We start from the raw sequence: 21,679 nt of genomic DNA, 5'->3' as shown, positions 1-21,679 counted from the left end.
TTAATTTTTATGTGAGTGAAACCATGAATGGGATTGTTGTTGGGATGCTGCAGCGCGAGAATCAGATTTGTGGGATGGGTCAGAAAATAATGCCTGGCTGTGTGTTAACTGCCTGTTTGCTGAAACATGCTTTTCTTCAGTTGCCAGCTCATGATGCACAGGCCGATGCCTGAGCCATAAAGAAGCCAGCAAACAAAATATGCCCATCAGCCCCACAGCCCACGAAACACTTAGCTCATCTCCTATTGCACCGGCTACCAGGCTGCCAAACGGCATGGTTCCTTGCAGGCACACGGTATAAAAACTCATCACACGCCCCCGTTTATCGTCATCTGTAAATACCTGCAACAGAGTATTGGTGGTGGCTGTATGCAGCATCTGGGCAAAGCCGGTTACGGCCATGCAAGCCAGCGAAAGCCACAGCACATGGGATATGGCAAATATCATCATCCCTGCGGCAAGGGCCATTCCCGTGAGCGATACAATGCGCAGCATGGTTGGCAGCGTTTTGCGATTGGTTAAGTAAAGCGCACCTGTCATCGCCCCCACGCCTGAAGCACTCATCAACAAGCCAAAAGTCCCCGCGCCTCCATGCAACACCTGTTTGGCAAATACCGGCGCCAGCGTGCGCAGGCTGGCATTTACAAAACTTACAATGGCCAATAATCCCAACAGCCTTGCCATTTGTTCATGATGAAATACATAACGCACTCCTTCTTTCAGCTGAGAGATAATCTGTGCACCCTCTCCTGATTTACGGGAATGATCCAATGAAATATGCATGAGCATCACGCAAATCACCACCACGGCATAGCTGAGCGCATTGATGAAAAAACACCACGCCTCTCCTACGGTGGCAATGAGCACCCCGGCAACTGATGGACCAATAAGCCGGGAAAGATTGAAAACTGTAGAATTGAGCGCAATGGCATTAACCAACGCCGTTTTGTCGCGGTTAACCATTTCCACTACGAACGATTGCCTGACCGGTACTTCAAATGCATTGACAGTTCCCAAAAACAAACTCAGGCCCATGAGATGCCAGACATTTACCTGATTCAAAACCGTCAGGATGCCAAGCAAAAACGCCTGAAACATGGCCAGGGATTCAATCCGGGCCAATGCTTTTTGCTTATTCCATCGGTCGGCAAATACACCAGCAAAAGGCGCAATAATGAAAATGGGAATTTGTTCACAGAATCCTATAATGCCCAGCCAGCCTGCAGAATGCGTAATCTGATAAGCCAACCACATCATGGCAATTCGTTGAATCCAGGTACCAACAAGTGATAACGACTGGCCAACGATAAACAACCGGTAATTGCGATACCGCAATGCCTGCTGTCCATGCCAATACCATTTCAACCTCACTGCTATATCATGTACCAGATTCATTTCTCTACAGTTTCAATGGCTTACGGAAGCTATCATGCAGCACTTCCTATGCAGGTATGGTCACCACTGGCACTGTGCTGCGAAACAATACAGCCCGCGTGTGTTTCACCTTCAACAAACTTCCGGGCCAGCGCTGCTGCTGGGGAATCAACAATATCATATCGGCCTGCTGATCACGTACAAAATCCTTGATACCACTCACCACATGACGCGAAGAGATGTGATGAAAACTCACTTGCAGACCGGAAAAATACTCCTGCAGAAACCTCTGCTGGGCTTCAATTTGCGCGTGTTCTTCCTTTTTGGGGTATCCTACATGCATCACCAGCAATTCCACACCTAAAAGTTGCACCACATGGCGAATCCGCACAAAGGCCTGAAAATGCGGATGAGCTTCCGGAGAGGATAACTCCTCTTTGTCGCCGGCAGGCAGACCAGCAGAAAAATCATAGGCAAATACGATTTTCCGGATATTACGTTCACCAGGAAATTCGGCCCTCGGAGGCACTGTAATGACCGGATAACCAGCATGCTGGGCAATTTCAACGGTATGGCTACCCAGAAAAATATTGCCCATACCTGCACCGGTGAGCCCGATCACTACAAAGTCAACCCTGTTGTGCTCACATAACCTGCGGATATGCTCCAGCAAACCTTCATTAGTGGCTACACATTCAATGTGCAAGTGTCGGTCCACTTCTTCTTTCAGTTCATTTTTTCGCTCCTCCAGCCTTTCACGGATATAGGTTTTCATGGTGTCAAAATGAAGCATGTTCAATTCATATTCTGAAATGGCCGAAGGGGCTTCAAATACATGCAATAAAATCAACCTACCATCATTATGAAACTGATGTGCTATCAGTTTTGCCGCATAAGTAGTAGCATGCCGGGCATTGAGCGAAAAATCCGTTGGAGCCAGTATTGTTACCATATTACCATGAATACTGTAATGATCTTATTTCAATATACTGATCTTCTCTGGTATCTGCAAATGGGATTTAATGCGCACCGGCAGGCATCATGCCACCGCTTCGATTGAATTTTTGCAAATACAACAATGGAATCATAACCAGGAAAAAAATTCCCACAATCCAGAATACATCAGCATAAGATAACAAAGCCGTTTGCCGCATGAGCTGACCATCAATAGCCTGATAAGCCATGTGGCTGGCTGTCTGGGCATCATAGCCTCTGAACTGAAATCCATGCATGAGCATGTCATAGCGTTCGGTAAAAGAATTGTTGTAAGGGTTTACATTTTCAATTAGCCTGTTACGGTGAAATGCTATTCTTCGATTGAGAAATGTGGTAATAAGGGCTATCCCGAACGATCCACCTAATTGACGGGCCATGTTATTCAAACCTGTTCCCTGACCTATGTCCTTCCCTCTCAATTCCTGCACAGCCAGTGTGGTAATGGGCACAAACAACAGGCTCATTCCCAATCCGCGTATAATCAACGGCCAGAAAAAATCTGTGGTACCCGACATCTGGGTGGTGTAATGTACCATTTGCATGCAGAACAAGAAAAAAATCAGAAAACCTGCAGTAGCCAGAAATTGAGCGGGCACTTTGTTTTTAAGCATAGCCCCCACCCACGGCATCATAAAAATCGTGGCCAGCCCGCCCGGTAAAAGCAATAATCCAGTTTGTTCAGCCGTGAATCCCAAAATGTTTTGACACAGCACCGGAAACACAAACACCGATCCGTATAACCCCAAACCCAGAATAAAGGATGTAAACATTCCAATGGTAAAACTGCGATAACGCAATATCCGGAAATCTATTACCGGATCAGCAGCCTGGATTTCCCGCCAGATAAACAGAATACCACTCACAATCGAGATAAATGTAAGCACAACAATAAAAGTGGATGCAAACCAATCTTCTCTTTCTCCTTTTTCCAACACGGTTTGCAGACATCCTACAGAGATAGCCAGCAACACAATGCCCCACCAATCTACCGGCTTGTTTTTACCTCTTGCAGCTGTAGGCCGGATAAACGTTACCACCAGAAAAGTAGCCAGGGCACCCACCGGAATATTCACATAAAAAATCCATGGCCAGGAAAAATGATCATTGATATAACCCCCAATGGTAGGGCCCACCGTTGGGCCCACAACGGCACCCAGTCCAAACAAAGCCGTGGCCAGCCCAATTTCTTCCGGAGGCCAGGCTTCCAGCAATATGGCCTGTGCCGTAGAAAGCAAACCACCTCCCGCTAAACCCTGTATAATGCGAAAAACAATCAGTTCATTGAGACTGGTGGCATGTCCGCAGAAAAACGATGCAACCGTAAATACAATGATGGAAAACAAAAAATAATTCTTTCTGCCAAAACGCTCGCCCAGCCAGCCCGACATGGGCAAAATCACCACGTTCGATATCGCATAAGCTGTTACTACCCAGCCCACTTCATCGAGTGTAGCACCCAGATTGCCCATGATATCGGGCAATGATACATTTACGATTGTGGTGTCAATCAATTCCAGCAAGGAAGCCATGATCACCGTGATCGTTACAATCCACTTGCGAATGCCCTTTTCTGCCATAAGTTTTTTCAATTTTAATTTTATTCCATCACCAAATGGCCTCCTTCAGCCGTTTGTCCACGATTGAATTTCTGAAAATACAGCAAGGGAATAATGCATAGAAAGAACACACCCACAATCCAGAACACATCCGCATAAGTGAGCAGCGAAGCCTGTTTCATGAGCATGCCATCCATAGCCTGATAGGCCATTAATTTGGCCTGTAAAAAATCATATCCCTTACTCATAAATCCATGCCACAACATGTTGAATCTTTCTGTGAAATTGGGATTATAAGGATTGATATGGTTAATCAGCACATCTCGATGATAAGCCAGTCGCCGGTCCACAAAAGTGGTAATCAAGGCTATCCCAAACGAACCGCCCAATTGCCTGCCCATGTTGTTTAATCCCGTTCCCTGCCCAATATCTTTACCCCGCAAGTCCTGCACAGCCAGGGTAGTTATAGGCACGAACAACATACCCATACCCAATCCGCGAATAATGAGCGGCCAGAAAAAATCTTCATTGCCTACTTGCGCAGTAGTACGCTTTTGCATCATCATACAAAAAATGAAAAACACAATCATGCCTACAGTTGAAATAAACTGGGCCGGTACGCGATTCTTGAGCATGCTGCCCACAGCCGGCATCATGAAAATGGTAGCAATGCCACCCGGCAGCAACAGCAAACCCGTTTGCTCGGCAGTGAATCCCAATATGTTCTGGCACAGAATGGGAAACACAAACACGGAGCCATACAAGCCCAATCCATAGATGAACGACGTGAGCATGCCCAGGCTGAAACTGCGAAAACGAAAGATCTTCAAATCCACAATCGGCTCACGGGCAACCATTTCGCGCCAGATAAAGGCTACCGTGCCAACCATGGCCAGGAATGTCAATACTTGAATGTAGGTAGTAGCAAACCAGTCTTCCCGTTCGCCCTTTTCCAGTACAATCTGTAAACTTCCCACAGCGATTGATAAAAAGGCAATTCCCCACCAATCAATAGGCCTCCCCTTGCCGGTTGCGGGTGTGCGGCGAACAAAGGTTACCGATAAAAAGGTAGCCACGGTGCCTACCGGGATGTTCACATAAAAAATCCAGGGCCAGGAAAAGTGATCGGTGATATATCCACCCAGGGTAGGCCCAATAGTAGGAGCCACGACAGCGCCTAATCCGAAAATGGCAGTGGCGAGCCCCACTTCTTCGGGAGGCCAGGATTCCAGCAAAATAGCCTGCGCCACAGCCATAATCCCCCCGCCAGCAAACCCCTGAATGATTCTGAACACAATCAGTTCATTTAACGAATGTGCATGACCACAAAAAAAGGAAGCCAAAGTGAAAATAATAATGGATGCTGTGAAATAGTTTTTTCTGCCAAAACGCTCGCCCAGCCAGCCCGACATGGGCAACACAATCACGTTGGCCACCGCATAAGCCGTTACGACCCAACCCACATCATCCAGAGTAGCTCCCAGATTACCCATGATTTGCGGCAGGGATACGTTGACGATGGTGGAGTCAATAAGCTGCAACATGGCAGCCGAAATCACCGTAATCGTGATGATGATTTTTCTGAATCCTCTCTCTGGCATTTCATATCAATTTTAAACGGCCCATTTGCAGAGGAGGCTTGCCAGACTGCCATTTACCTATCCCGCATACAGCTATGGTTTGATATGCACCCGCACAAATACACTCAAACCGGGTCGCAGACGCCGGCGCCATTCATCATTCAATTTTGTAAATGCAATCCTCACCGGTACACGTTGCACAACCTTCACAAAATTTCCTGTAGCGTTATCAGGCGGCAACAACGAAAACTTAGCACCCGTAGCTCCGGAAAAACTTTCCACCACGCCTTCAAAAGTCGTATCGGGATAAGCATCCACGTCAATATCCACCTTCTGGCCCACATGAATATCGCCAATCTGGGTTTCTTTGAAATTAGCCGTTACATAAATGCTGGAATCCATCACGATGGAAAACAGCGTTTGTCCGGCTTGTACCAGCTGCCCGGGCTGAATATTGCGTTTGGATACAATGCCCGATACCGGGGCTGTGATAACGGTATAAGATAACTGCAGTTTGGCAAAATCAACCTCTGCACGTTGAATATCGATGTTAGAAGCAGTAGCTTTCACTTGTTGCTGGGTGGTGCTTACCTGTTCATGCAATGCAGCCACCTGTTTCTGGGCTGCTTCCAGCTCAGCTTCTGCTGCATCACGTTGTGCTTTCACAGCATCAAATTGTGCTTGAGTAATAGCATGATCATGCAACAGATTCAAATACCGATTATAATCCTGCTGGGCTTTCCACAACTGTACTTTAGCTGCAGCCACACGAGCTTCGGCGGGTTGTACGTTTGCGGCAACAGTTTGTACATTCGAACGTGATACATTTACATTTGCCATGGCGGCTTTCAATGCCGCTTCAGCCTGTTCCAGCTTCACCCGATAATCCCTATCATCGAGAATGACAAGCGTATCGCCCGCATGCACAAACTGGTTATCTGTAAACAAAATGTCTTTTACATAACCACTCACACGAGCCACTACGGGACTGATATCCCCATCAATCTGGGCATCATCTGTTGTTTGATAATGCTGATAATAAATGTATTCCCGGATGCCAAAAATAGCACCGCCTATCAAAACCAGGCCCAAAACAATGGGCATAATAGTTTTGCCAATCGATCTCTTTCCTGTTCTTTTTTCCATAGGTGATGTACAATTTAATGTCGAATCAATATGTTTACATTTTCTGTTATTGTGATAATGTGCCTGTAGATGCCAGCAGCTGATAATAAGCCAGCACGGCATCTACCTGCGCTAATTGCAAATCAACCCTGGCTTTAAACAGCAAGGTTTCTGCATCAATACGATCTGTGGTGCTGGCCAGCTGATTGCGATATTTTGATTCCATCATCCGGTCATTCTCTTCAGCCTGTGCCAATGCTACCTGTAACACTTTGATGCGTTGCATGGCCAGCTGATAATTGCGGTATTGCTGATGAATTTCCTCTTTGATCTGATCAGTGAGCAGCGATTGTTGCAATTGAGTTTCTGTTTTTTGCACCTGTGCTTCAGCAATGCGATGCGGTGCGGTATAGAGACTGCTAATACTCCATCCCAGTGTGAGCCCTACCGTTACCGGAGCCAGATAGGTATTTTTGGGTGGGAAGAAATCATTGTTCGGATTGATGTAGTATCCACTCACACCCACTCCCAGCGTAGGCAGGCGGCTATCTTTTTCTTTTCTAATCTGCAAATCATTCAACTGCAGGCGATATTGAAATGCTTGCAGATCTTTTCGGTTCTGCAAAGCCATTTGCAGATAGGTTTCCATAGGTTGCAAAGAGAATGCTTCGGGCAAGCTATCCGGCATAATTTCGGTTGTATCAGGCAATCCCAGCAAGATATTCAGATTGTAATTCACAATCTTGCGATTGTTTTCAAGATCCAATGCGGTAAGCTGCACATCGGAAAGCTGCAGCTGAAAACGAAGCACATCGTTTTGCGTAGCCAATCCTTGCTCTTCAAAATGCCGGGTTTCAATCAATCGTTGCTGAACATCTTCAATATTTTGTGCCACCACTTTCTGATTGCCTATGATTTTCAGCAAACTTCCATAGGTTTGAATGATTGCATTTGTAATTTGATTGCGATAGTTGGAAGTATCAAGTGATGCTATTTTTTCCAGTATTTCGGCTGATTGCCTCGCATATCGCAATTGATTACCTGCAAAAATCGGCTCCTGAATGGATAAAGTACCCAGGTAAAGACGCGATGTACCTGGCAGATGCAGCGTATCCCGACCGAATACGAGCTGTTTGGTAGGAATGAAAGCTTCACTCGCACCATAACTAATTTTTGCAGAGGGCAGCATGGCATCTTTTGCCTGCTGATACTGCAACAAAGCCTGTTGCACCCTGGCACGGGAAATCTTCAGCTGTTTGCTGTTTTGCAGTCCCAGCTCAATGGCCTGCTGCAGCGAAAGATGAAGCGTATCTTGTGCTGATGCTGTAAAACCCAGATACATAAACAATACTACAGGAATCCAAACTGCTTTCCATTCAATGAATCGTTTGCTTTTTCTATACATATGCTGCAAGTCTTTCTGAATCAGATAAAACCAAATTTTATTTTGCACCTGCAATCGGATATACTTTACTATTCCATATCACAGGTCAGATAAGTAATAATCAATTTTTTTAAATGTTTTTTCACCCTGCTTTTTATGCGCATGCTATATTCATCAAAACTGATTTCCGGAATATGCATGAGCTGGCAATAAAAAGATTTGGAAAGAGTTACCTGTGAAATAGTACCTATGATGGTAGCTACTGTGAGTTCAATATCTACTTTCCTAAATATTTTTTTTCGCTGGCCTTCTTCGATGATTTTTTTGATGATTTCCAGATTTTGTTTTTTGATTTCAATCATCTGATCTTTAATCTTTTTTTCAGAAATCATCGAAAGCTGCCGGCTCATGATGTTGTGAAACCTATGATGCGTAAGAATACGGTCTACATACAGGTCAATGACTTTTTCAATTTTATGAACAGGGTGATCGTCCGGATTTTTCTTTAATGCATCCAACAAATCACTCGTGTACCCTGCACGATACTGGATAAGCGACTCCAGGAGCTTTTCTTTGGAACCGAAATAATAGGATATCATGGCGATATTTACACCGGCTCTGTTGGCAATATCGCGCACAGATGTGCCCTCATAACCCTTTTCGGCAAACAGTTCCTCAGCAGCTTCCAGGATTTTTTCTTTCTTCATCTGCGACGCTTATCCTATAAAGTGTCGCAAAGTTAAACGAACGTTTGATTTAAACAAATGTTTGTTTGCAGGAATTACAGAAAATTAACAATCATATCCTTGATGCATGTTTTTAACAAACGCTCTAAGATTTATCCGGGAATGCGGGTAATATATTTTTCCATTTCTTTGATTTGCTTCACGAGCTCGGGGGTAGTGGGCTTCAGGTCCTTGGCTTTTTTAAAATACATTTTCACAGCTTTAAAATCACGCCGGTTCATGGCGATGGCACTTAATTGCAGATAAGCAGCTGCTGTATTTTCTTTATCCGGCAAACCCAATCTGATGGCGGTTCGCAGGTTGGCATAAGCAGTCTTCAGATCACCTTTTTGGTAGGCAATAGCCCCTAACTGAAAATAAGATACCCCTTCATATTCCTTCATGGTCTTGCTCTTCGTCTCCAGGCTTTTTTTAATGTTTTCTTCTGCACTGGATAAATCCTGGTTGACCATGTCCAGATTGGAGCGAATCAGGTAATAAGCCTGGCGTAAGGGCTTAAACAATAATCTGGGGAAACGAATCGTATTGAGCAACCGGCGGGCTTCCTCAAACTCACCAGCCTCTACGGCTTCCTGAATCAGCCGCATGGGACCCACCATAAAATGTCCGACCAGCAAAATCAAACCCAGCAAATAAATGATCCAGGCAATGAGAATACCGCTGCTGATGTTTACCCACACACCAATGGCTATTACCACGATGGCAACATACAAACGATACAGGATAAGATATCTCCAGATTTTTTTCATGAAATGTTCTTTATTTTCTTGAAATGGGCTGACAAATTTACGATTTCCATGCCCATAGAAATCACCTGGAAAACCTGGATATTTGAAATGCAAAATCAGATACGAATGCTTCATATCAAAGACATTGTAACTATTACATTCACTTTGTTTGCTGTGATTGACATATTGGGTTCCATTCCAGTATTGATTGCATTGAAAGAAAAACTGGGCCGCATCCAGCCCGTGCGGGCCACGCTGGCTTCCGGGCTGCTGATGATTTTATTTCTGCTGGTAGGTGAACCTTTTCTGGCACTGATGGGTGTAGATATTCATTCCTTTGCTGTGGCGGGTTCGGTAGTGATTTTCATTTTAGGGCTGGAAATGGTATTGGGGGTTGAGTTTTTCAAAAGTGAAAAAAGTACGCAAGCCGGTGAGCTGGTGCCCATCGCCTTCCCGCTAATTGCGGGTTCGGGTACATTGACCACGATCATGTCGCTGAAAGCCAATTTCAATTTTTATGATATCCTGATTGGCATTTTAATTAACCTGATTGTGATTTATGTCGTACTGCGTTCTTTGCATTACATCGAGCGCATGCTGGGCGAAGCCGGTTTGCTGGTTGTCCGGAAATTTTTTGGTGTGACTTTAATTGCCATTGCGGTAAAAATATTCAAAACCAATCTGGGTATCTGATCTGCAGAGTAGGGAAGAATTGCTAATTTTGCCGGGCTGGCCCCGTAGTACAATGGATAGTACATGAGTCTCCGGAACTCAGGATCCGCGTTCGATTCGCGGCGGGGTCACTGAAGATTATCCTGTTTGCGGCATTTCTGCTGTGCATCCACCACTGCAATTGTAACCATATTGACAATCTGCCTGACTGTGCTGCCCAGTTGCAAGACGTGCACAGGTTTTTTCATCCCCAGCAGGATCGGACCAATAGCTTCAAATCCTGCCACACCCATCAGCAGATGATAGGCAATATTGCCGGCTGCCAGGTTCGGAAAAATCAGGGTATTCACATCTCCTTTCAGCAAATCAGTAAACGGATAATTGTCGCGCAGCACTTCTTTATTGAATGCCAGGCTGGCCTGAATTTCTCCATCTACCAGCAGATCGGGATTTTTTTGTTTGACGATTTGCACGGCATCGCGCACCAGAATGGCTTCGGGTGTGTCGCTGGTGCCGAAATTGGAATAAGAAAGCATAGCCACCACCGGCTTGATACCAAACTGCTCCACTTCACGGGCCACCAGCAACGTGATGTCGGCCAGCTCTTCGGAAGTAGGATTCAGGTTGATAGTAGTATCGGCCAGAAACAACGGTCCTTTGCGGGTAAGGATAATGTACATGCCAGCCACCCGCTTCACGCCGGGTTCTGTGCCAATGATTTGCAAAGCCGGACGAATGGTATCCGGATAATTGCGCAACAAACCCGAAATAAATGCATCGGCTTCGCCGGTTTCTACCATCATGCAGCCAAATGGGGTCCGGGACCGCATGGCCTTGCGGGCTTCGTAGAGATTAACACCTCGTCGTTTTCGCTTATCAAAATAAATTTCACCAAAACGAAAACGTTTTTCCTCCATCTCGTCGGCCTGCGGATCAATAATGGGTACGCCCGGCAACTCAATGCCATTTTCCCGCATGAGCCGCTCGATTTTGCGTTTGTCGCCCAGCAGAATAGGATGGGCAATTTTTTCCTCCAGCACAATTCTGGCTGCTTTCAGGATTTTCACATTATCGGCATCGGCAAAAACAACTTTGCGAGGGTCCTTGCGCGCTTGTGTTCCCAGCGAACGAATAAGCTGATTATCGAGCCCCAGCCTGTTGCTGAGCTCCACCCGATAAGCTTCCCAATCGGTAATCTGTTTCTGCGCCACACCACTTTCCATGGCTGCTCTGGCCACCGCCGGAGCTACGGTGGTAATAAGCCTGGGATCAAAAGGCTTGGGGATGATGTATTGGCGGCCAAATGAAAGTGTCTTTTCCCGGTAGGCAATATTTACAATATCGGGCACCGGCTGGCGGGCCAGCTCTGCCAGTGCATACACGGCAGCCAGCTTCATGGCCTCATTGATCTGGGTGGCACGCACGTCCAGGGCACCCCGAAAAATGTAGGGAAAGCCCAGCACATTGTTAACTTGATTGGGATAATCCGAACGCCCGGTGGCCATAATGATATCGGGACGAACCCGGATAGCTGTTTCATAATCAATTTCGGGTTCAGGATTGGCAAGGGCAAATACGATTGGATCTTTAGCCATCACGGTCAACATATCGGCCCTGAGCACATTGCCCACACTTAATCCCAGAAAAACATCGGCTCCTACCAGCGCTTCGGCCATGGTTTTGACCGGCAGATCCGTGGCAAAAGCCCGGCGGATCTCATCCAGATCGGTACGGTCAGTACTGAGCACACCATCTTTATCAAACATGATGATATGCTCTTTTTTGGCTCCCAAAGCCAGATATAATTTAGCACAAGCAATAGCTGCTGCACCGGCACCGCATACCACAATTTTTACCTGATCAATTTGCTTGCCTACCAGCAATAAAGCGTTGATAAGTGCAGCACCTGATATGATGGCCGTACCGTGCTGATCATCGTGCATCACGGGAATATGCATTTCCCGGCGCAGGCGTTCTTCAATGTAAAAACACTCCGGGCTCTTGATATCCTCCAGGTTGATACCGCCAAATGTGGGTTCCAGGGCTTTTACTACTTGTACAAATTCATCTACATTCCTGACATTCACCTCCAGGTCAAACACATCAATGTCGGCAAACATTTTAAAAAGCACGCTTTTCCCTTCCATCACAGGTTTGCTGGCTTCCGGACCTATATCGCCCAGGCCCAGCACCGCCGTACCATTGGTGATAACAGCCACCAGATTGCCCCTGGCAGTATATTGGTAAACGGCTTCCCGGTTCTGATGGATTTCCATGCAGGGCTGGGCAACTCCAGGAGTATAGGCCAAAGAAAGATCACGCTGAGACTTGGTTTCCTTGGTGGGGACCACCTCAATTTTTCCGGGACGGTCTTTGGCATGGTATTGCAAAGCATCCTGCCAGGTAGTGTCGTTCATAATTCAACAGGCTTAGCAAATGCAAGTTAACAAACCTCGTGCAGAAGCCCCTATGCAAATGGGGATTGCTTATCTTTACACCAAACAAAATGGCATGATTCAACGCATTCAAACCGTTTACCTGCTGCTATCAGGCCTTTGTGCTGTACTAAGCTGGAAGATTCCGTTCGGCAAAGTAGAACTGCTCAATCAACCCGTGAAAGTGTATGTGGCCAACGACAGCTTTCCACTTACATTGCTCATGATCCTAGCCATTCTCCTTGCAATTATTGCCATTTTTCTTTTTAAAAAACGCCGCCTGCAGCTACGCCTTAGCTGGCTGGGATTTCTGGTAGGAGCTGTTGCCTTATTCCTGGAATATTCCATCGTACACGATTTTCAGACACAACCCGCCCTGGTTCAGCGGGCATATTACTGGATAGGTATTGCTTTGCCTGTATTGATGATGTTGTTTTTCTTGCTGGCTGCAAGGGGTATTCGCAGGGACGAAAAGCTGGTGCGCTCGCTCAACCGGCTTCGGTGAATTTATTGTTTACAGATGCACTACTGGGAAGGCATAAGCTGGTGCTTGCCATTCCTGAATCCACAAATAATACAAACCCGCGGGCAAACCCTGAAGCGGGACATTGAGCTGAGTTTGACCTGCCCGAAGATGCCCGCTCCACCTTGTTTTTCCATCGAGGCCAAGCAGCCGGCATTCTACCCTGTTTTGCAAGGGCATGCTCCATTCCACATACAACCTGTCGTGCGCAGGATTGGGGTAAATCCGCTTTAGATAGGGCGTACGCCAAACCACTTTTACTACCGGACTGTAAACAACGTGCCCGTCTAACTCAACTATGCTAAGGCGGTAAAACCAGCTCCCAGCGCTCTCAGGAAAATCAGTAAAATGATAGGTTTGCTGCACATCACTATTTCCTGCAGCCGGTACCTGTCCAACAGGCTCAAAATGCATCGCATCGGGGCTTCGTTCTACCACAAAGCGCGCGATGTGCTGCTCGCTATCTGTGATCCAACGCAAAACCACGGCCAATTTAATCATTTCTGCCTCAAATAAAACCAGCCGCAGCGGCATATCTTGCTCATGAGCTTCTACGGCCAGGTTGTCAATAGCAATTCTTGGCCGTGATCCTTTGCTGCCACCTGAACTATTGAAACTGTAGAATCGAAACATGACAACATGATTGGCTAAACTGTCGGGCAGATCCGTCTGCAGATGAATGGTAGTATCCTGATAGTTAATGGCTTCAAATTGCAAATCCGGAATCAAATGAAAGGCCTGCAAATCAATGCTGTAATACACCTGCAACCTGGCTCGCCTGTCAGAGCCCGGGTTGCCGTTATGAATGGAAGAAACATCGAAAGCAAATTTTCCCGGAATGATATGTTGAAAGTCCACCCAAAAGTCCACAGCCAGCGCGCTGGAATAATCTTCACTGCCGGAAGTAAGCAATTCCAGATAGGTCTCAGAGGTTGTGGAAGGGCTTTTATGCACTCCGGGAGTAAGATATGCTTTAGCGAAAGTGTCGGTAGTGATCGTAGTGGTGATTCCATCGGGAATGGTGCCACCTGGCCGTATGCCTACTGGCGACCAGTGTTCGGCTCCGGCTCCATCTGTAAAGCCATCTGCCCAGTTGCGCACGCTGTCGAAATGCTCTTCAAATCGTAAATTGGGTTGATTTACAAGCGATACCGGAGTCTGGCTCCATCCGAAAAAAACAGGACATAGGTCTGCCCCGATGCACAATAGGGTAATCCAGGGTTTCATTTTTCAAAGGGTTTTATAATCGCATTCCATTACACATTGCAGGAAATATCAGCTCGCCCCCATCCAATTCGCCCGGCATTTTTCAGGAGGATAGGTCAACCGATGTGTGTAGAAGCTGGAAAGAGAAAAGAAAACACTTACACCAGACAATGACTCATGAAAAATAAGGCAAACAAAGCATTTATGCAAGGGATATTGAAACTTTATTCAGTTTACGACATGGATGGGTTTGCCGGCCTGAAACGCTTTCAAGTTTTCTACAACCTGGTTCATTAATCGTTGGCGTGCGGCACGGGTAGCCCAGGCCTGGTGGGGAGTGATAATGCAATTGCGGGCATGCAACAGAGGATGGTCGGCCGGAGGAGGTTCTACTGAAAGTACATCGAGCCCGGCACCGGCGATTAAGCCACTATTCAAGGCTTCGGCCAAATCGTTTTCCTCAATCAGTCCCCCGCGGGCGGTGTTAATAAGAAAGGCGCCCGGCTTCATCAGCGATAATAAAGCCTTATTCACAAAACCGGCGTTGCTGGCTGTGAGTGGACAATGCAGGGTAACCACGTCGGCCTGCCGAAAACAGGTTTGCACATCTACAAATTCCACCCCATCCATCAGATCGCGCTCCGGATGGGTATGCACGGCCAGCACACGCATGCCCATAGCCAGCCCAATCCTTGCCACAGCTCGACCGATCCGGCCCAGACCCACAATACCCAGCGTGAGTCTATGTAATTCAATTAATGGGGTCAATTGATAGCTAAAGTCGGCACAGGCCGTCCAATCACCCGCATGCACACTTTGGTTGTGCAGCCCTACATGCTGGGTGAGCTCCAGCAACAGGGCAAACGTATGCTGAGCTACGGAAAACGTACTATAATCGGGCACATGGGTAACCACAATACCTTTTTTTCTGGCTGCAGCAACATCTACCACATTGTACCCTGTAGCCATCACGCCAATATATTGCAGGGAAGGAGCCTGCTGGATAACATCGCTCGGTATCACCACTTTATTGGTAAGGATAGCATCCGCATGTGCCACGCGATCCCATAACTGATCGGGCGTGGTACGATCGTAAATATGTACCTCACCCAGCTTCAACAGAGGTTCCCGGCTTAAATCACCCGGATTCAGGGTATATCCATCCAATAGGGCTATACGCATGTGAAAAAATCTTTTGGGATAAAAAAGAAAACAAACAGATCACTCATTGAAAAAGCCTGGAAATTTGTCTTTATATCCGTACAAAAGTTCAAAATTGTCCGGGATTGTTCAAAAATTTGTGTTTATTCATCTAAAAACCTGCTACCATGTTTAAATTTTCTGTTTCCCGCCTGCTTTGCCTGAGTGGGATATGCTTTTCAGCTCTGTATTTTTCGGCAAGTGCCCAGAGCTCCCAGGCCTCTTCCGTAACCCCCAACGGGCTGGCTCCCACACCTCCTATGGGCTGGAATAGCTGGAACCATTTTGGCTGCAACATTGATGAAAATATCATCAAAGAAATGGCCGATGCCATGGTATCGAGTGGCATGAAAGATGCCGGATATGAATACATCAATATTGACGATTGCTGGATGGATACCGTACGGGATGCGCAGGGCCGGCTGCAAGCCGATCCAAAGCGTTTTCCGCATGGCATCAAATGGCTGGCCGACTACGTGCACAGCAAAGGATTGAAACTGGGCATTTATTCTTCTGCCGGCACCAAAACCTGCGCGGGCTATCCGGCCAGCCTGGATCATGAAGAAATTGATGCAAAAACGTTTGCCAGCTGGGGCGTGGATTATCTGAAATATGACAATTGCTACAATCAGGGCCGCCCGCTTATTGAGCGCTACCAGGCCATGCAGCAGGCACTGGCTCATTGTGGCCGTCCTATTGTTTTCAGTATCTGCGAATGGGGCCTGGAAAACCCCTGGGAATGGGCTCCCCGATTGGGTAATCTATGGCGAACAACCGGTGATATTCGCGACAGCTGGGAAAGTGTGATGAGTATTCTCGATCAGCAGGTGGGCCTGGCCAGTTATGCCGGCCCCGGCCACTGGAACGACCCCGATATGCTGGAAGTGGGCAATGGCGGCATGACTACCACCGAATACCGGGCGCATTTCAGCCTCTGGTGTATCCTCGCTGCCCCGCTGATTGCAGGCAACGACCTGCGCCACATGAGCCCGGAAACCAAAGAAATTCTCACCAACCGGGATATGATTGCTGTAGATCAGGATCCACTCGGAAAAGAAGGATATAAACTGCAGGATGATGGTGATGAGGAAATCTGGGTAAAGGAAATGGCCGACGGCAGTCGGGTGGTGCTTTTCCTGAACCGGGGCGAACATACGGCATTTATGACTACAGACGCTCACCAGGTGGGCCTTCCTGATGCACCGCAATATCGGCTTAGAGACCTATGGTCCCACAAGGAATCGCATACCGAATCCCTGATCCGTGGCTTTGTACCATCCCACGGTGTGCTGGTATTCCGCGTGTGGCCAGTAAAATCATAATGTCAGAATAATTTCAGAATGCTGTTTCAAAATAATGGGCTGCGGCCTTTTTCTCGGTCAGGGGCGTAATTTGTTGACCAAAATAAGGTTATGTTTTCACAGCGAATGGATCTTCCTTCCCTGGCACCCGAAGCTTATGAAGCTATGAGGGGGCTGGAAGCTTATATCCGCCAAAGCGGGCTCGATCGCAGGTTGTATGAACTGATCAAAATCCGAGCTTCCCAAATCAATGGGTGTGTGTTTTGTCTGAATATGCATACCCGCGAAGCACGCGCCCTCGGGGAAACCGAACAACGCATTTATGCTTTGAATGCCTGGCAGGAAGCTCCTTACTATACGGAAAAGGAAAGAGCAGCGCTGGCGCTTACCGAAGCCATTACCCGGGTGGCCGAAACCCGCGTTCCCGATGAAGTGTTTGAAGCTGCGCGACAGCATTTTGATGAAAAGGAACTGGCCGCACTCATCATAGGCATTACCACCATCAATGCGTGGAACCGGCTGGCTATCGCGACCCGCATACCCCCAAAAGATTAAATGAAACCCATACAAAGGCTACCTTTGCAACAGCCGAATTGTTTCACTTCATGAACTTTCCAGCTTCCCGGCGCTCACGCCGCTATCTGACACCTTCTTACTTAGCTGTTGCGCTGGTGAGTTTTTTCTGGGGCACTACCTATCCGGCTATCCGGGTGGGTGTGGCACACATGCCCGGATTGATGCTGGCCTCGGTGCGGCAAACGCTCGCCGGGACCTTGTTGATTTTGTTTTACCTCTTGAAAGGACAGGCCTTGCCCCGACCTTCGGAAATGGGCAAGCTGCTGATCATGGGATTTTTGCTGTTAGGAATTAGCAACGGACTTTTAAGCTGGGCTGAACAATATCTTCCCAGCGGGCTGGCTGCTATTATGGCTGCCACCTGCCCGCTCGCCATTGTATGGTTTAGCATCTGGTTCATGCCTGGCTCCAGATTCACGGCCGGATTATATCTGGGGATGGTGTTGGGTCTCTGTGGCATTGTAATTATCTTTTCACCGGAAATTTTTCATACTCCCACACATGGATTTTTGCTGGGAGCAGGTCTTATCCTTTGTTCGGTTATAAGCTGGGCAGGTGGTACCATTTATGCTGCCCGGCATCCGCTTTCCCTTCCCCTGCTGTATGCAACCGGCTGGCAGATGCTGCTGGGAGGTATGACCCTGATGCCAATCTGCGTGTTTACAGGGCAATCCATTCCCTTATCGCGCATCCCATCGGAAGCATGGTGGGCTATCGGATATCTCATTGTATTTGGCTCCATGATTGGTTATGTGGCTTATGTGTACGCCATTTCCACCCTACCGCCGGCACAGGTTTCCATCTATGCCTACATCAATCCACTTGTGGCTGTAGCCATAGGTGTCTGGTGGCTGAAAGAACCATTGACCTTGCGCACAATCTTGGGCGCAGGGGTTACGCTTTGCGGGGTATATCTGGTTCAGAAAAGTTTTAAACCTGCTTCTTCAAAATCTGCCTCACCTCCTCCAAAGGCCGAAATCCCCGGAGTTCGGACACATCCGGAATTGTAACAGGCCTATTCATTAGGCCTATTGTCCACAATAGCCTCTATTTGTTGCAAAATTTCATCCCGCAGTTGATGATAAAACTGAACTGCCCGTATGTTTTCCTCCAGCTGCGAAAGCCTGCTGGCTCCAAGTATTACAGTACTTACATGCGGATTGCGTATACACCATGCAATGGCCAGCACAGCCAGGCTCACGCCACAGGCATCAGCCAATTTTTGCAAGGCCTTTACCTTTTCAAGGTTTTGGGGTGTCAGCAATTTTTCTTTTAACCATTCATATCCGGGAAGTCCCAACCGGCTATCGCGGGGAATACCTGCGTTGTATTTTCCGGTGAGCAGGCTGGAGGCCAGCGGGCTCCAGGTGGTGGTTCCCAAGCCAATGCTTTCGTATAGGGGCAAAAATTCTTTTTCTACTTTTTCCCGATAAAAGAGATTATACTGTGGCTGTTCCATAGCGGGGCCTATAAGCCCATAGCGTTCTGCAATCATGTGGGCCTCCATAATCTGAGCCGCACTCCATTCCGAGGTTCCCCAATAAAGAATCTTGCCTTGCTGAAGCAAATGGTTCATGGCCCAAACCACTTCTGAAATGGGAACCTGAGGATCGGGGCGATGGCAAAAGTATAAATCCAGATAATCGACCTGCAGGCGCTGCAGGGCTTCATGACAGGCTTCTATGATATGCTTGCGGCTAAGCCCGTGCTGGTTGGGTTTGTTTTCCTTGCCATGCCATCCAAAAAACACTTTGCTGGAAATCACATAGGAAGAGCGCTCCCATCGCTTTTGTTTAAGCACTTTGCCCATCAGCTTTTCTGATTCGCCACCCGCATAACTTTCGGCATTATCAAAAAAATTTATCCCTTGATCATAAGCATAACCCATGAGGGCATCTGCCAGATGTTCATCTACCTGATGATGAAAGGTGGTCCAGCTGCCATAGGAAACTACGCTCAGCTGCAGGCCCGATTTTCCTAATCTTCTGTATTCCATGGTGTAAGATTTACACAAGAAAAAAATTTAATGATCCCCCCATCGTTTGTCAAGTATCAGAATTCACATCATGTGGACAAATTTTAATAGGTTTTATGGCATGGATGTTGGTATTTTTACCAAAAGGATTTTAGGTTAAAATAGGTTAAAGCGTTGAAGGCTCCGTTTATACGGAGCCTTAGCTTTTACGGGCCAGGCAATTCACTTTTGTTCACCATTATCTGGCTGTTTTCTACTTCCAGCACTTTATATGTTGTAAAATCAGCCGAAGCTTCCAACCCTTTTCCGTAAATCAACTGAGAAGCCGTGGTAATTTTCACCTGGCCTGGAGCTACAAAAAGCTGGCGTCGGGGATCCCAGTACAGGCTATCACACTCGAGCCGTTCCCCCTGCACATTCATGACCACTACATGATTTTCCACGGTAATGCGGTTGTTTTCTTCGTACAATACACCTTCGCCTGCTGTTAAAGTTGACTGAACCCGCAGGCTATCATCAAAAAAATGAGCCACCACACCGCCATACATAATGACTCGGGGGGTATCGGTCTGAAAATGTTTTAAATAGGGCGCCAGAATTTCCGCACGCACTTTGCCACCCTGGCTGTAAAGAATACGCACACTATCGGCAGATTCCACGTTGGTGAACGGAGCATGCAGTGCATGAATATCTTCCAGTTTATTCACACACCCGGTGTGAAGCAAAAACAAAAATCCCACACCACACAGCCCGATGCATTTTGCACGACGCATCACAGGTATGATTGATCTTTTCATGGGTCAAAAATCAGGAATTTGCAGTTCCCTGAAATGACCATTCATTTTTATTTTTTCTCTGAGTTTTTCAATCTCATCAATCAGGGGCCTGATGTTTTTCAGATGCCTGCGCAAATATTCCTGCCGCTGCCGCTCATGCAGGAGTTCCAGCATCTGATATTCACCTTCCAATCCTAAACATGCATGATGAGCCAGGTCATAAGTGGAAAGATGGTCAATCGGTTTATCGAATGATTTTTCCAGATGCAATTTCTGGTGAAGCCAATGCAACGCCTGCACCAATGATTGCATGAGCCGGTGATCTCCCTCGGTATGGTTATCCGGATAATGCACAATGGCCCCAGCATAGGGTTTTTGCGGAATGTCGCGAATCACTTCCAGAATCCGGAACACCTTCAATCCACGAGTGCGAATATCCAGACTGCCATCTGAATGGATTTTTTCGATATGTAACAGCCGCATAAGTGTGCCATATTCATGCAACCTACCTTTGATTACCGGTGGAATCCCGAAATCTTTTCCCTGTTCAGCACATTCCCGGATCATTTGCTGATAGCGTTTTTCACGAACATGCAGGTTCAGCTGCTCACCGGGATATACCACAAGTTCCAGCGGAAAAATGGGAATGAAATTCGTCATATTTCAATATTAATGAAAAAATCAGAATTTGCCTGCGCATTCAGGATTTGACACTATACGGACATGCAATCTATTTCAGCAATCGTGATTACATACAATGCGGCTGCGCATTTGCGGGCCTGCCTGCAATCCTTGCTGCCTGTGGCTTCGGACGTGCTGGTCGTAGATAGTTTTTCCACAGATCGAACAGCTGAGATTGCACAAACCTTCCCTGTACGATTTGTCCAGCATGCATGGGAAGGTTATGGCCAGCAAAAGAACTGGGCTATGGAACAGGTGCAACACGATTATGTGCTATTTATTGATGCCGATGAAGTGCTTTCAGCGGAATTGCAACAATCTATCCTCGATGCCCGCCAGCAAGGACTTTCCGGTTGTTACATGTTGCAAAGGTTGAATCGGTATTTCAATCGCTGGATATATCATGGACTTGAATATCCGGATCATAAGATACGTCTGTTTGATCGCCGGCAAGCGACATGGAGCACAGATCCCGTGCATGAAACCGTTGTTTTCCATGCAGAAGTGCAAACCCATTTGTTAAACGGGTATTTGCTGCATTACACTTATCAGGATATGCATACGCTGTGGTTGAAAATAGACCAATATGCGCAATTGGGTGCTAAAAAACTTCATCAGCAGGGCAAAAAATCATCCCCCTGGCAATGGATCTCTCATCCTTTTGCCACATTCTGGAAAGCTTATCTGCTCAAATCCGGATGGAAAGAGGGAACAGCAGGATTGCTGCTTGCCTTTCTTGCAGCCATTTCTGTGTTTCTGAAATATGTGCGCTTATGGCTGAAACAGCATCAGCTGAATTAAAAATTCTGTTAAAACTGGTGGTTTATTCAACTGCAATCTTCTTT

Annotated in this window: 20 protein-coding genes and 1 tRNA gene; 7 read left to right on the top strand and 14 right to left on the bottom strand. The window is 47.0% G+C overall.

The window, feature by feature from the left end; translation table 11 throughout:
• From BM367_RS06775 to BM367_RS06740, 8 genes are all read right to left on the bottom strand, one after another.
• Window positions 1-1,395: an MFS transporter gene (locus BM367_RS06775; protein WP_092459186.1), complete on the bottom strand. Its 1,395-nt coding sequence runs from the start codon at window positions 1,393-1,395 to the stop codon at window positions 1-3.
• A 46-nt stretch (window positions 1,396-1,441) separates the two neighbouring features.
• Window positions 1,442-2,326: a universal stress protein gene (locus BM367_RS06770; RefSeq protein ID WP_092459184.1), complete on the bottom strand. Its 885-nt coding sequence runs from the start codon at window positions 2,324-2,326 to the stop codon at window positions 1,442-1,444.
• Between the two features lie 67 nt (window positions 2,327-2,393).
• Window positions 2,394-3,947, bottom strand: coding sequence for a DHA2 family efflux MFS transporter permease subunit (locus BM367_RS06765; protein ID WP_092459182.1), 1,554 nt, complete (start codon window positions 3,945-3,947; stop codon window positions 2,394-2,396).
• Between the two features lie 20 nt (window positions 3,948-3,967).
• Window positions 3,968-5,527 (bottom strand): DHA2 family efflux MFS transporter permease subunit, encoded by a 1,560-nt coding sequence (locus BM367_RS06760; protein WP_092459180.1) that lies wholly within the window; start codon window positions 5,525-5,527, stop codon window positions 3,968-3,970.
• Window positions 5,528-5,599: 72 nt separating this feature from the next.
• Window positions 5,600-6,652, bottom strand: coding sequence for an HlyD family secretion protein (locus tag BM367_RS06755; protein WP_092459178.1), 1,053 nt, complete (start codon window positions 6,650-6,652; stop codon window positions 5,600-5,602).
• Between the two features lie 46 nt (window positions 6,653-6,698).
• Window positions 6,699-8,036 (bottom strand): TolC family protein, encoded by a 1,338-nt coding sequence (locus tag BM367_RS06750; protein WP_143103975.1) that lies wholly within the window; start codon window positions 8,034-8,036, stop codon window positions 6,699-6,701.
• Window positions 8,037-8,104: 68 nt separating this feature from the next.
• Entirely contained in the window at window positions 8,105-8,722 is a 618-nt protein-coding gene (locus BM367_RS06745; protein WP_092459174.1) for a TetR/AcrR family transcriptional regulator, read from the bottom strand.
• Window positions 8,723-8,853: 131 nt separating this feature from the next.
• Window positions 8,854-9,510, bottom strand: a complete 657-nt coding sequence (locus BM367_RS06740) for a tetratricopeptide repeat protein (protein ID WP_092459172.1) — start codon at window positions 9,508-9,510, stop codon at window positions 8,854-8,856.
• Between the two features lie 48 nt (window positions 9,511-9,558).
• Between BM367_RS06740 and BM367_RS06735 the strand changes: the two genes are divergently transcribed.
• Both BM367_RS06735 and BM367_RS06730 read left to right on the top strand, forming a co-directional pair.
• Window positions 9,559-10,182: a MarC family protein gene (locus BM367_RS06735; protein ID WP_245759924.1), complete on the top strand. Its 624-nt coding sequence runs from the start codon at window positions 9,559-9,561 to the stop codon at window positions 10,180-10,182.
• A gap of 38 nt (window positions 10,183-10,220) precedes the next feature.
• A tRNA-Arg gene (locus tag BM367_RS06730) sits at window positions 10,221-10,292 on the top strand.
• On the opposite strand, the gene BM367_RS06725 is transcribed toward BM367_RS06730, so the two are convergent.
• Window positions 10,290-12,578, bottom strand: a complete 2,289-nt coding sequence (locus BM367_RS06725) for an NADP-dependent malic enzyme (protein WP_092459170.1) — start codon at window positions 12,576-12,578, stop codon at window positions 10,290-10,292. The two genes, BM367_RS06730 and BM367_RS06725, sit on opposite strands and share 3 nt — an antisense overlap.
• 19 nt (window positions 12,579-12,597) lie before the next feature.
• Here BM367_RS06725 and BM367_RS06720 point away from each other — a divergent pair, with 19 nt between their 5' ends.
• A complete protein-coding gene (locus BM367_RS06720; RefSeq protein WP_092459168.1) occupies window positions 12,598-13,101 on the top strand; it encodes a DUF4293 domain-containing protein in 504 nt (167 codons plus the stop codon).
• Window positions 13,102-13,110: 9 nt separating this feature from the next.
• Here BM367_RS06720 and BM367_RS06715 read toward each other — a convergent pair whose 3' ends face one another.
• Together BM367_RS06715 and BM367_RS06710 are read right to left on the bottom strand one after the other, a co-directional pair.
• Window positions 13,111-14,346: a T9SS type A sorting domain-containing protein gene (locus BM367_RS06715; RefSeq protein ID WP_092459166.1), complete on the bottom strand. Its 1,236-nt coding sequence runs from the start codon at window positions 14,344-14,346 to the stop codon at window positions 13,111-13,113.
• Between the two features lie 207 nt (window positions 14,347-14,553).
• Complete coding sequence (locus BM367_RS06710) at window positions 14,554-15,507, bottom strand: D-2-hydroxyacid dehydrogenase (RefSeq protein ID WP_092459164.1); 954 nt, start codon at window positions 15,505-15,507, stop codon at window positions 14,554-14,556.
• A 146-nt stretch (window positions 15,508-15,653) separates the two neighbouring features.
• On the opposite strand from BM367_RS06710, the gene BM367_RS06705 reads away from it, so the two are divergent.
• The 3 genes from BM367_RS06705 (at window position 15,654) to BM367_RS06695 (ending at window position 18,412) form a co-directional block, all read left to right on the top strand.
• Window positions 15,654-16,847 carry a glycoside hydrolase family 27 protein gene (locus BM367_RS06705; protein ID WP_092459162.1) on the top strand — a complete coding sequence of 398 codons (1,194 nt, stop codon included), beginning with the start codon at window positions 15,654-15,656 and terminating at the stop codon, window positions 16,845-16,847.
• 90 nt (window positions 16,848-16,937) lie between these two features.
• Window positions 16,938-17,381, top strand: coding sequence for a carboxymuconolactone decarboxylase family protein (locus BM367_RS06700; RefSeq protein WP_222842584.1), 444 nt, complete (start codon window positions 16,938-16,940; stop codon window positions 17,379-17,381).
• Between the two features lie 50 nt (window positions 17,382-17,431).
• Window positions 17,432-18,412 (top strand): EamA family transporter, encoded by a 981-nt coding sequence (locus BM367_RS06695; RefSeq protein WP_092459158.1) that lies wholly within the window; start codon window positions 17,432-17,434, stop codon window positions 18,410-18,412.
• 5 nt (window positions 18,413-18,417) lie between these two features.
• Here BM367_RS06695 and BM367_RS06690 read toward each other — a convergent pair whose 3' ends face one another.
• The 3 genes from BM367_RS06690 to BM367_RS06680 all read right to left on the bottom strand — a co-directional run bounded on the left by BM367_RS06690 (window position 18,418) and on the right by BM367_RS06680 (window position 20,813).
• A complete protein-coding gene (locus BM367_RS06690) occupies window positions 18,418-19,398 on the bottom strand; it encodes a potassium channel beta subunit family protein (protein ID WP_092459156.1) in 981 nt (326 codons plus the stop codon).
• Window positions 19,399-19,583: 185 nt separating this feature from the next.
• A complete protein-coding gene (gene lptC / locus BM367_RS06685) occupies window positions 19,584-20,174 on the bottom strand; it encodes an LPS export ABC transporter periplasmic protein LptC (protein ID WP_092459154.1) in 591 nt (196 codons plus the stop codon).
• 3 nt (window positions 20,175-20,177) lie between these two features.
• Window positions 20,178-20,813 (bottom strand): LON peptidase substrate-binding domain-containing protein, encoded by a 636-nt coding sequence (locus BM367_RS06680; RefSeq protein ID WP_092459153.1) that lies wholly within the window; start codon window positions 20,811-20,813, stop codon window positions 20,178-20,180.
• A gap of 63 nt (window positions 20,814-20,876) precedes the next feature.
• Here BM367_RS06680 and BM367_RS06675 point away from each other — a divergent pair, with 63 nt between their 5' ends.
• Window positions 20,877-21,635, top strand: a complete 759-nt coding sequence (locus BM367_RS06675) for a glycosyltransferase family 2 protein (RefSeq protein ID WP_092459151.1) — start codon at window positions 20,877-20,879, stop codon at window positions 21,633-21,635.
• Window positions 21,636-21,679: the final 44 nt, after the last annotated feature.

It is taken from the genome of Thermoflavifilum thermophilum, assembly GCF_900116565.1.
In the GTDB taxonomy this organism is placed as follows: Bacteria; Bacteroidota; Bacteroidia; order Chitinophagales; family Chitinophagaceae; genus Thermoflavifilum; species Thermoflavifilum thermophilum.
Note: the sequence above shows the minus strand (reverse complement) of the source record. Positions and strands in the feature narration are given on the sequence as shown.

Coding starts and splice junctions, on each gene's coding strand:
- BM367_RS06765 (WP_092459182.1), bottom strand. CDS start 3,947: ATGGCAGAAAAGGGCATTCGCAAGTGGATTGTAACGATCACGGTGATC.
- BM367_RS06720 (WP_092459168.1), top strand. CDS start 12,598: ATGCAAGTTAACAAACCTCGTGCAGAAGCCCCTATGCAAATGGGGATT.
- BM367_RS06705 (WP_092459162.1), top strand. CDS start 15,654: ATGTTTAAATTTTCTGTTTCCCGCCTGCTTTGCCTGAGTGGGATATGC.
- BM367_RS06725 (WP_092459170.1), bottom strand. CDS start 12,578: ATGAACGACACTACCTGGCAGGATGCTTTGCAATACCATGCCAAAGAC.
- BM367_RS06760 (WP_092459180.1), bottom strand. CDS start 5,527: ATGCCAGAGAGAGGATTCAGAAAAATCATCATCACGATTACGGTGATT.
- lptC (WP_092459154.1), bottom strand. CDS start 20,174: ATGAAAAGATCAATCATACCTGTGATGCGTCGTGCAAAATGCATCGGG.
- BM367_RS06770 (WP_092459184.1), bottom strand. CDS start 2,326: ATGGTAACAATACTGGCTCCAACGGATTTTTCGCTCAATGCCCGGCAT.
- BM367_RS06750 (WP_143103975.1), bottom strand. CDS start 8,036: ATGTATAGAAAAAGCAAACGATTCATTGAATGGAAAGCAGTTTGGATT.
- BM367_RS06735 (WP_245759924.1), top strand. CDS start 9,559: ATGCCCATAGAAATCACCTGGAAAACCTGGATATTTGAAATGCAAAAT.
- BM367_RS06775 (WP_092459186.1), bottom strand. CDS start 1,395: ATGAATCTGGTACATGATATAGCAGTGAGGTTGAAATGGTATTGGCAT.
- BM367_RS06700 (WP_222842584.1), top strand. CDS start 16,938: ATGTTTTCACAGCGAATGGATCTTCCTTCCCTGGCACCCGAAGCTTAT.
- BM367_RS06690 (WP_092459156.1), bottom strand. CDS start 19,398: ATGGAATACAGAAGATTAGGAAAATCGGGCCTGCAGCTGAGCGTAGTT.
- BM367_RS06745 (WP_092459174.1), bottom strand. CDS start 8,722: ATGAAGAAAGAAAAAATCCTGGAAGCTGCTGAGGAACTGTTTGCCGAA.
- BM367_RS06680 (WP_092459153.1), bottom strand. CDS start 20,813: ATGACGAATTTCATTCCCATTTTTCCGCTGGAACTTGTGGTATATCCC.
- BM367_RS06740 (WP_092459172.1), bottom strand. CDS start 9,510: ATGAAAAAAATCTGGAGATATCTTATCCTGTATCGTTTGTATGTTGCC.
- BM367_RS06710 (WP_092459164.1), bottom strand. CDS start 15,507: ATGCGTATAGCCCTATTGGATGGATATACCCTGAATCCGGGTGATTTA.
- BM367_RS06675 (WP_092459151.1), top strand. CDS start 20,877: ATGCAATCTATTTCAGCAATCGTGATTACATACAATGCGGCTGCGCAT.
- BM367_RS06695 (WP_092459158.1), top strand. CDS start 17,432: ATGAACTTTCCAGCTTCCCGGCGCTCACGCCGCTATCTGACACCTTCT.
- BM367_RS06755 (WP_092459178.1), bottom strand. CDS start 6,652: ATGGAAAAAAGAACAGGAAAGAGATCGATTGGCAAAACTATTATGCCC.
- BM367_RS06715 (WP_092459166.1), bottom strand. CDS start 14,346: ATGAAACCCTGGATTACCCTATTGTGCATCGGGGCAGACCTATGTCCT.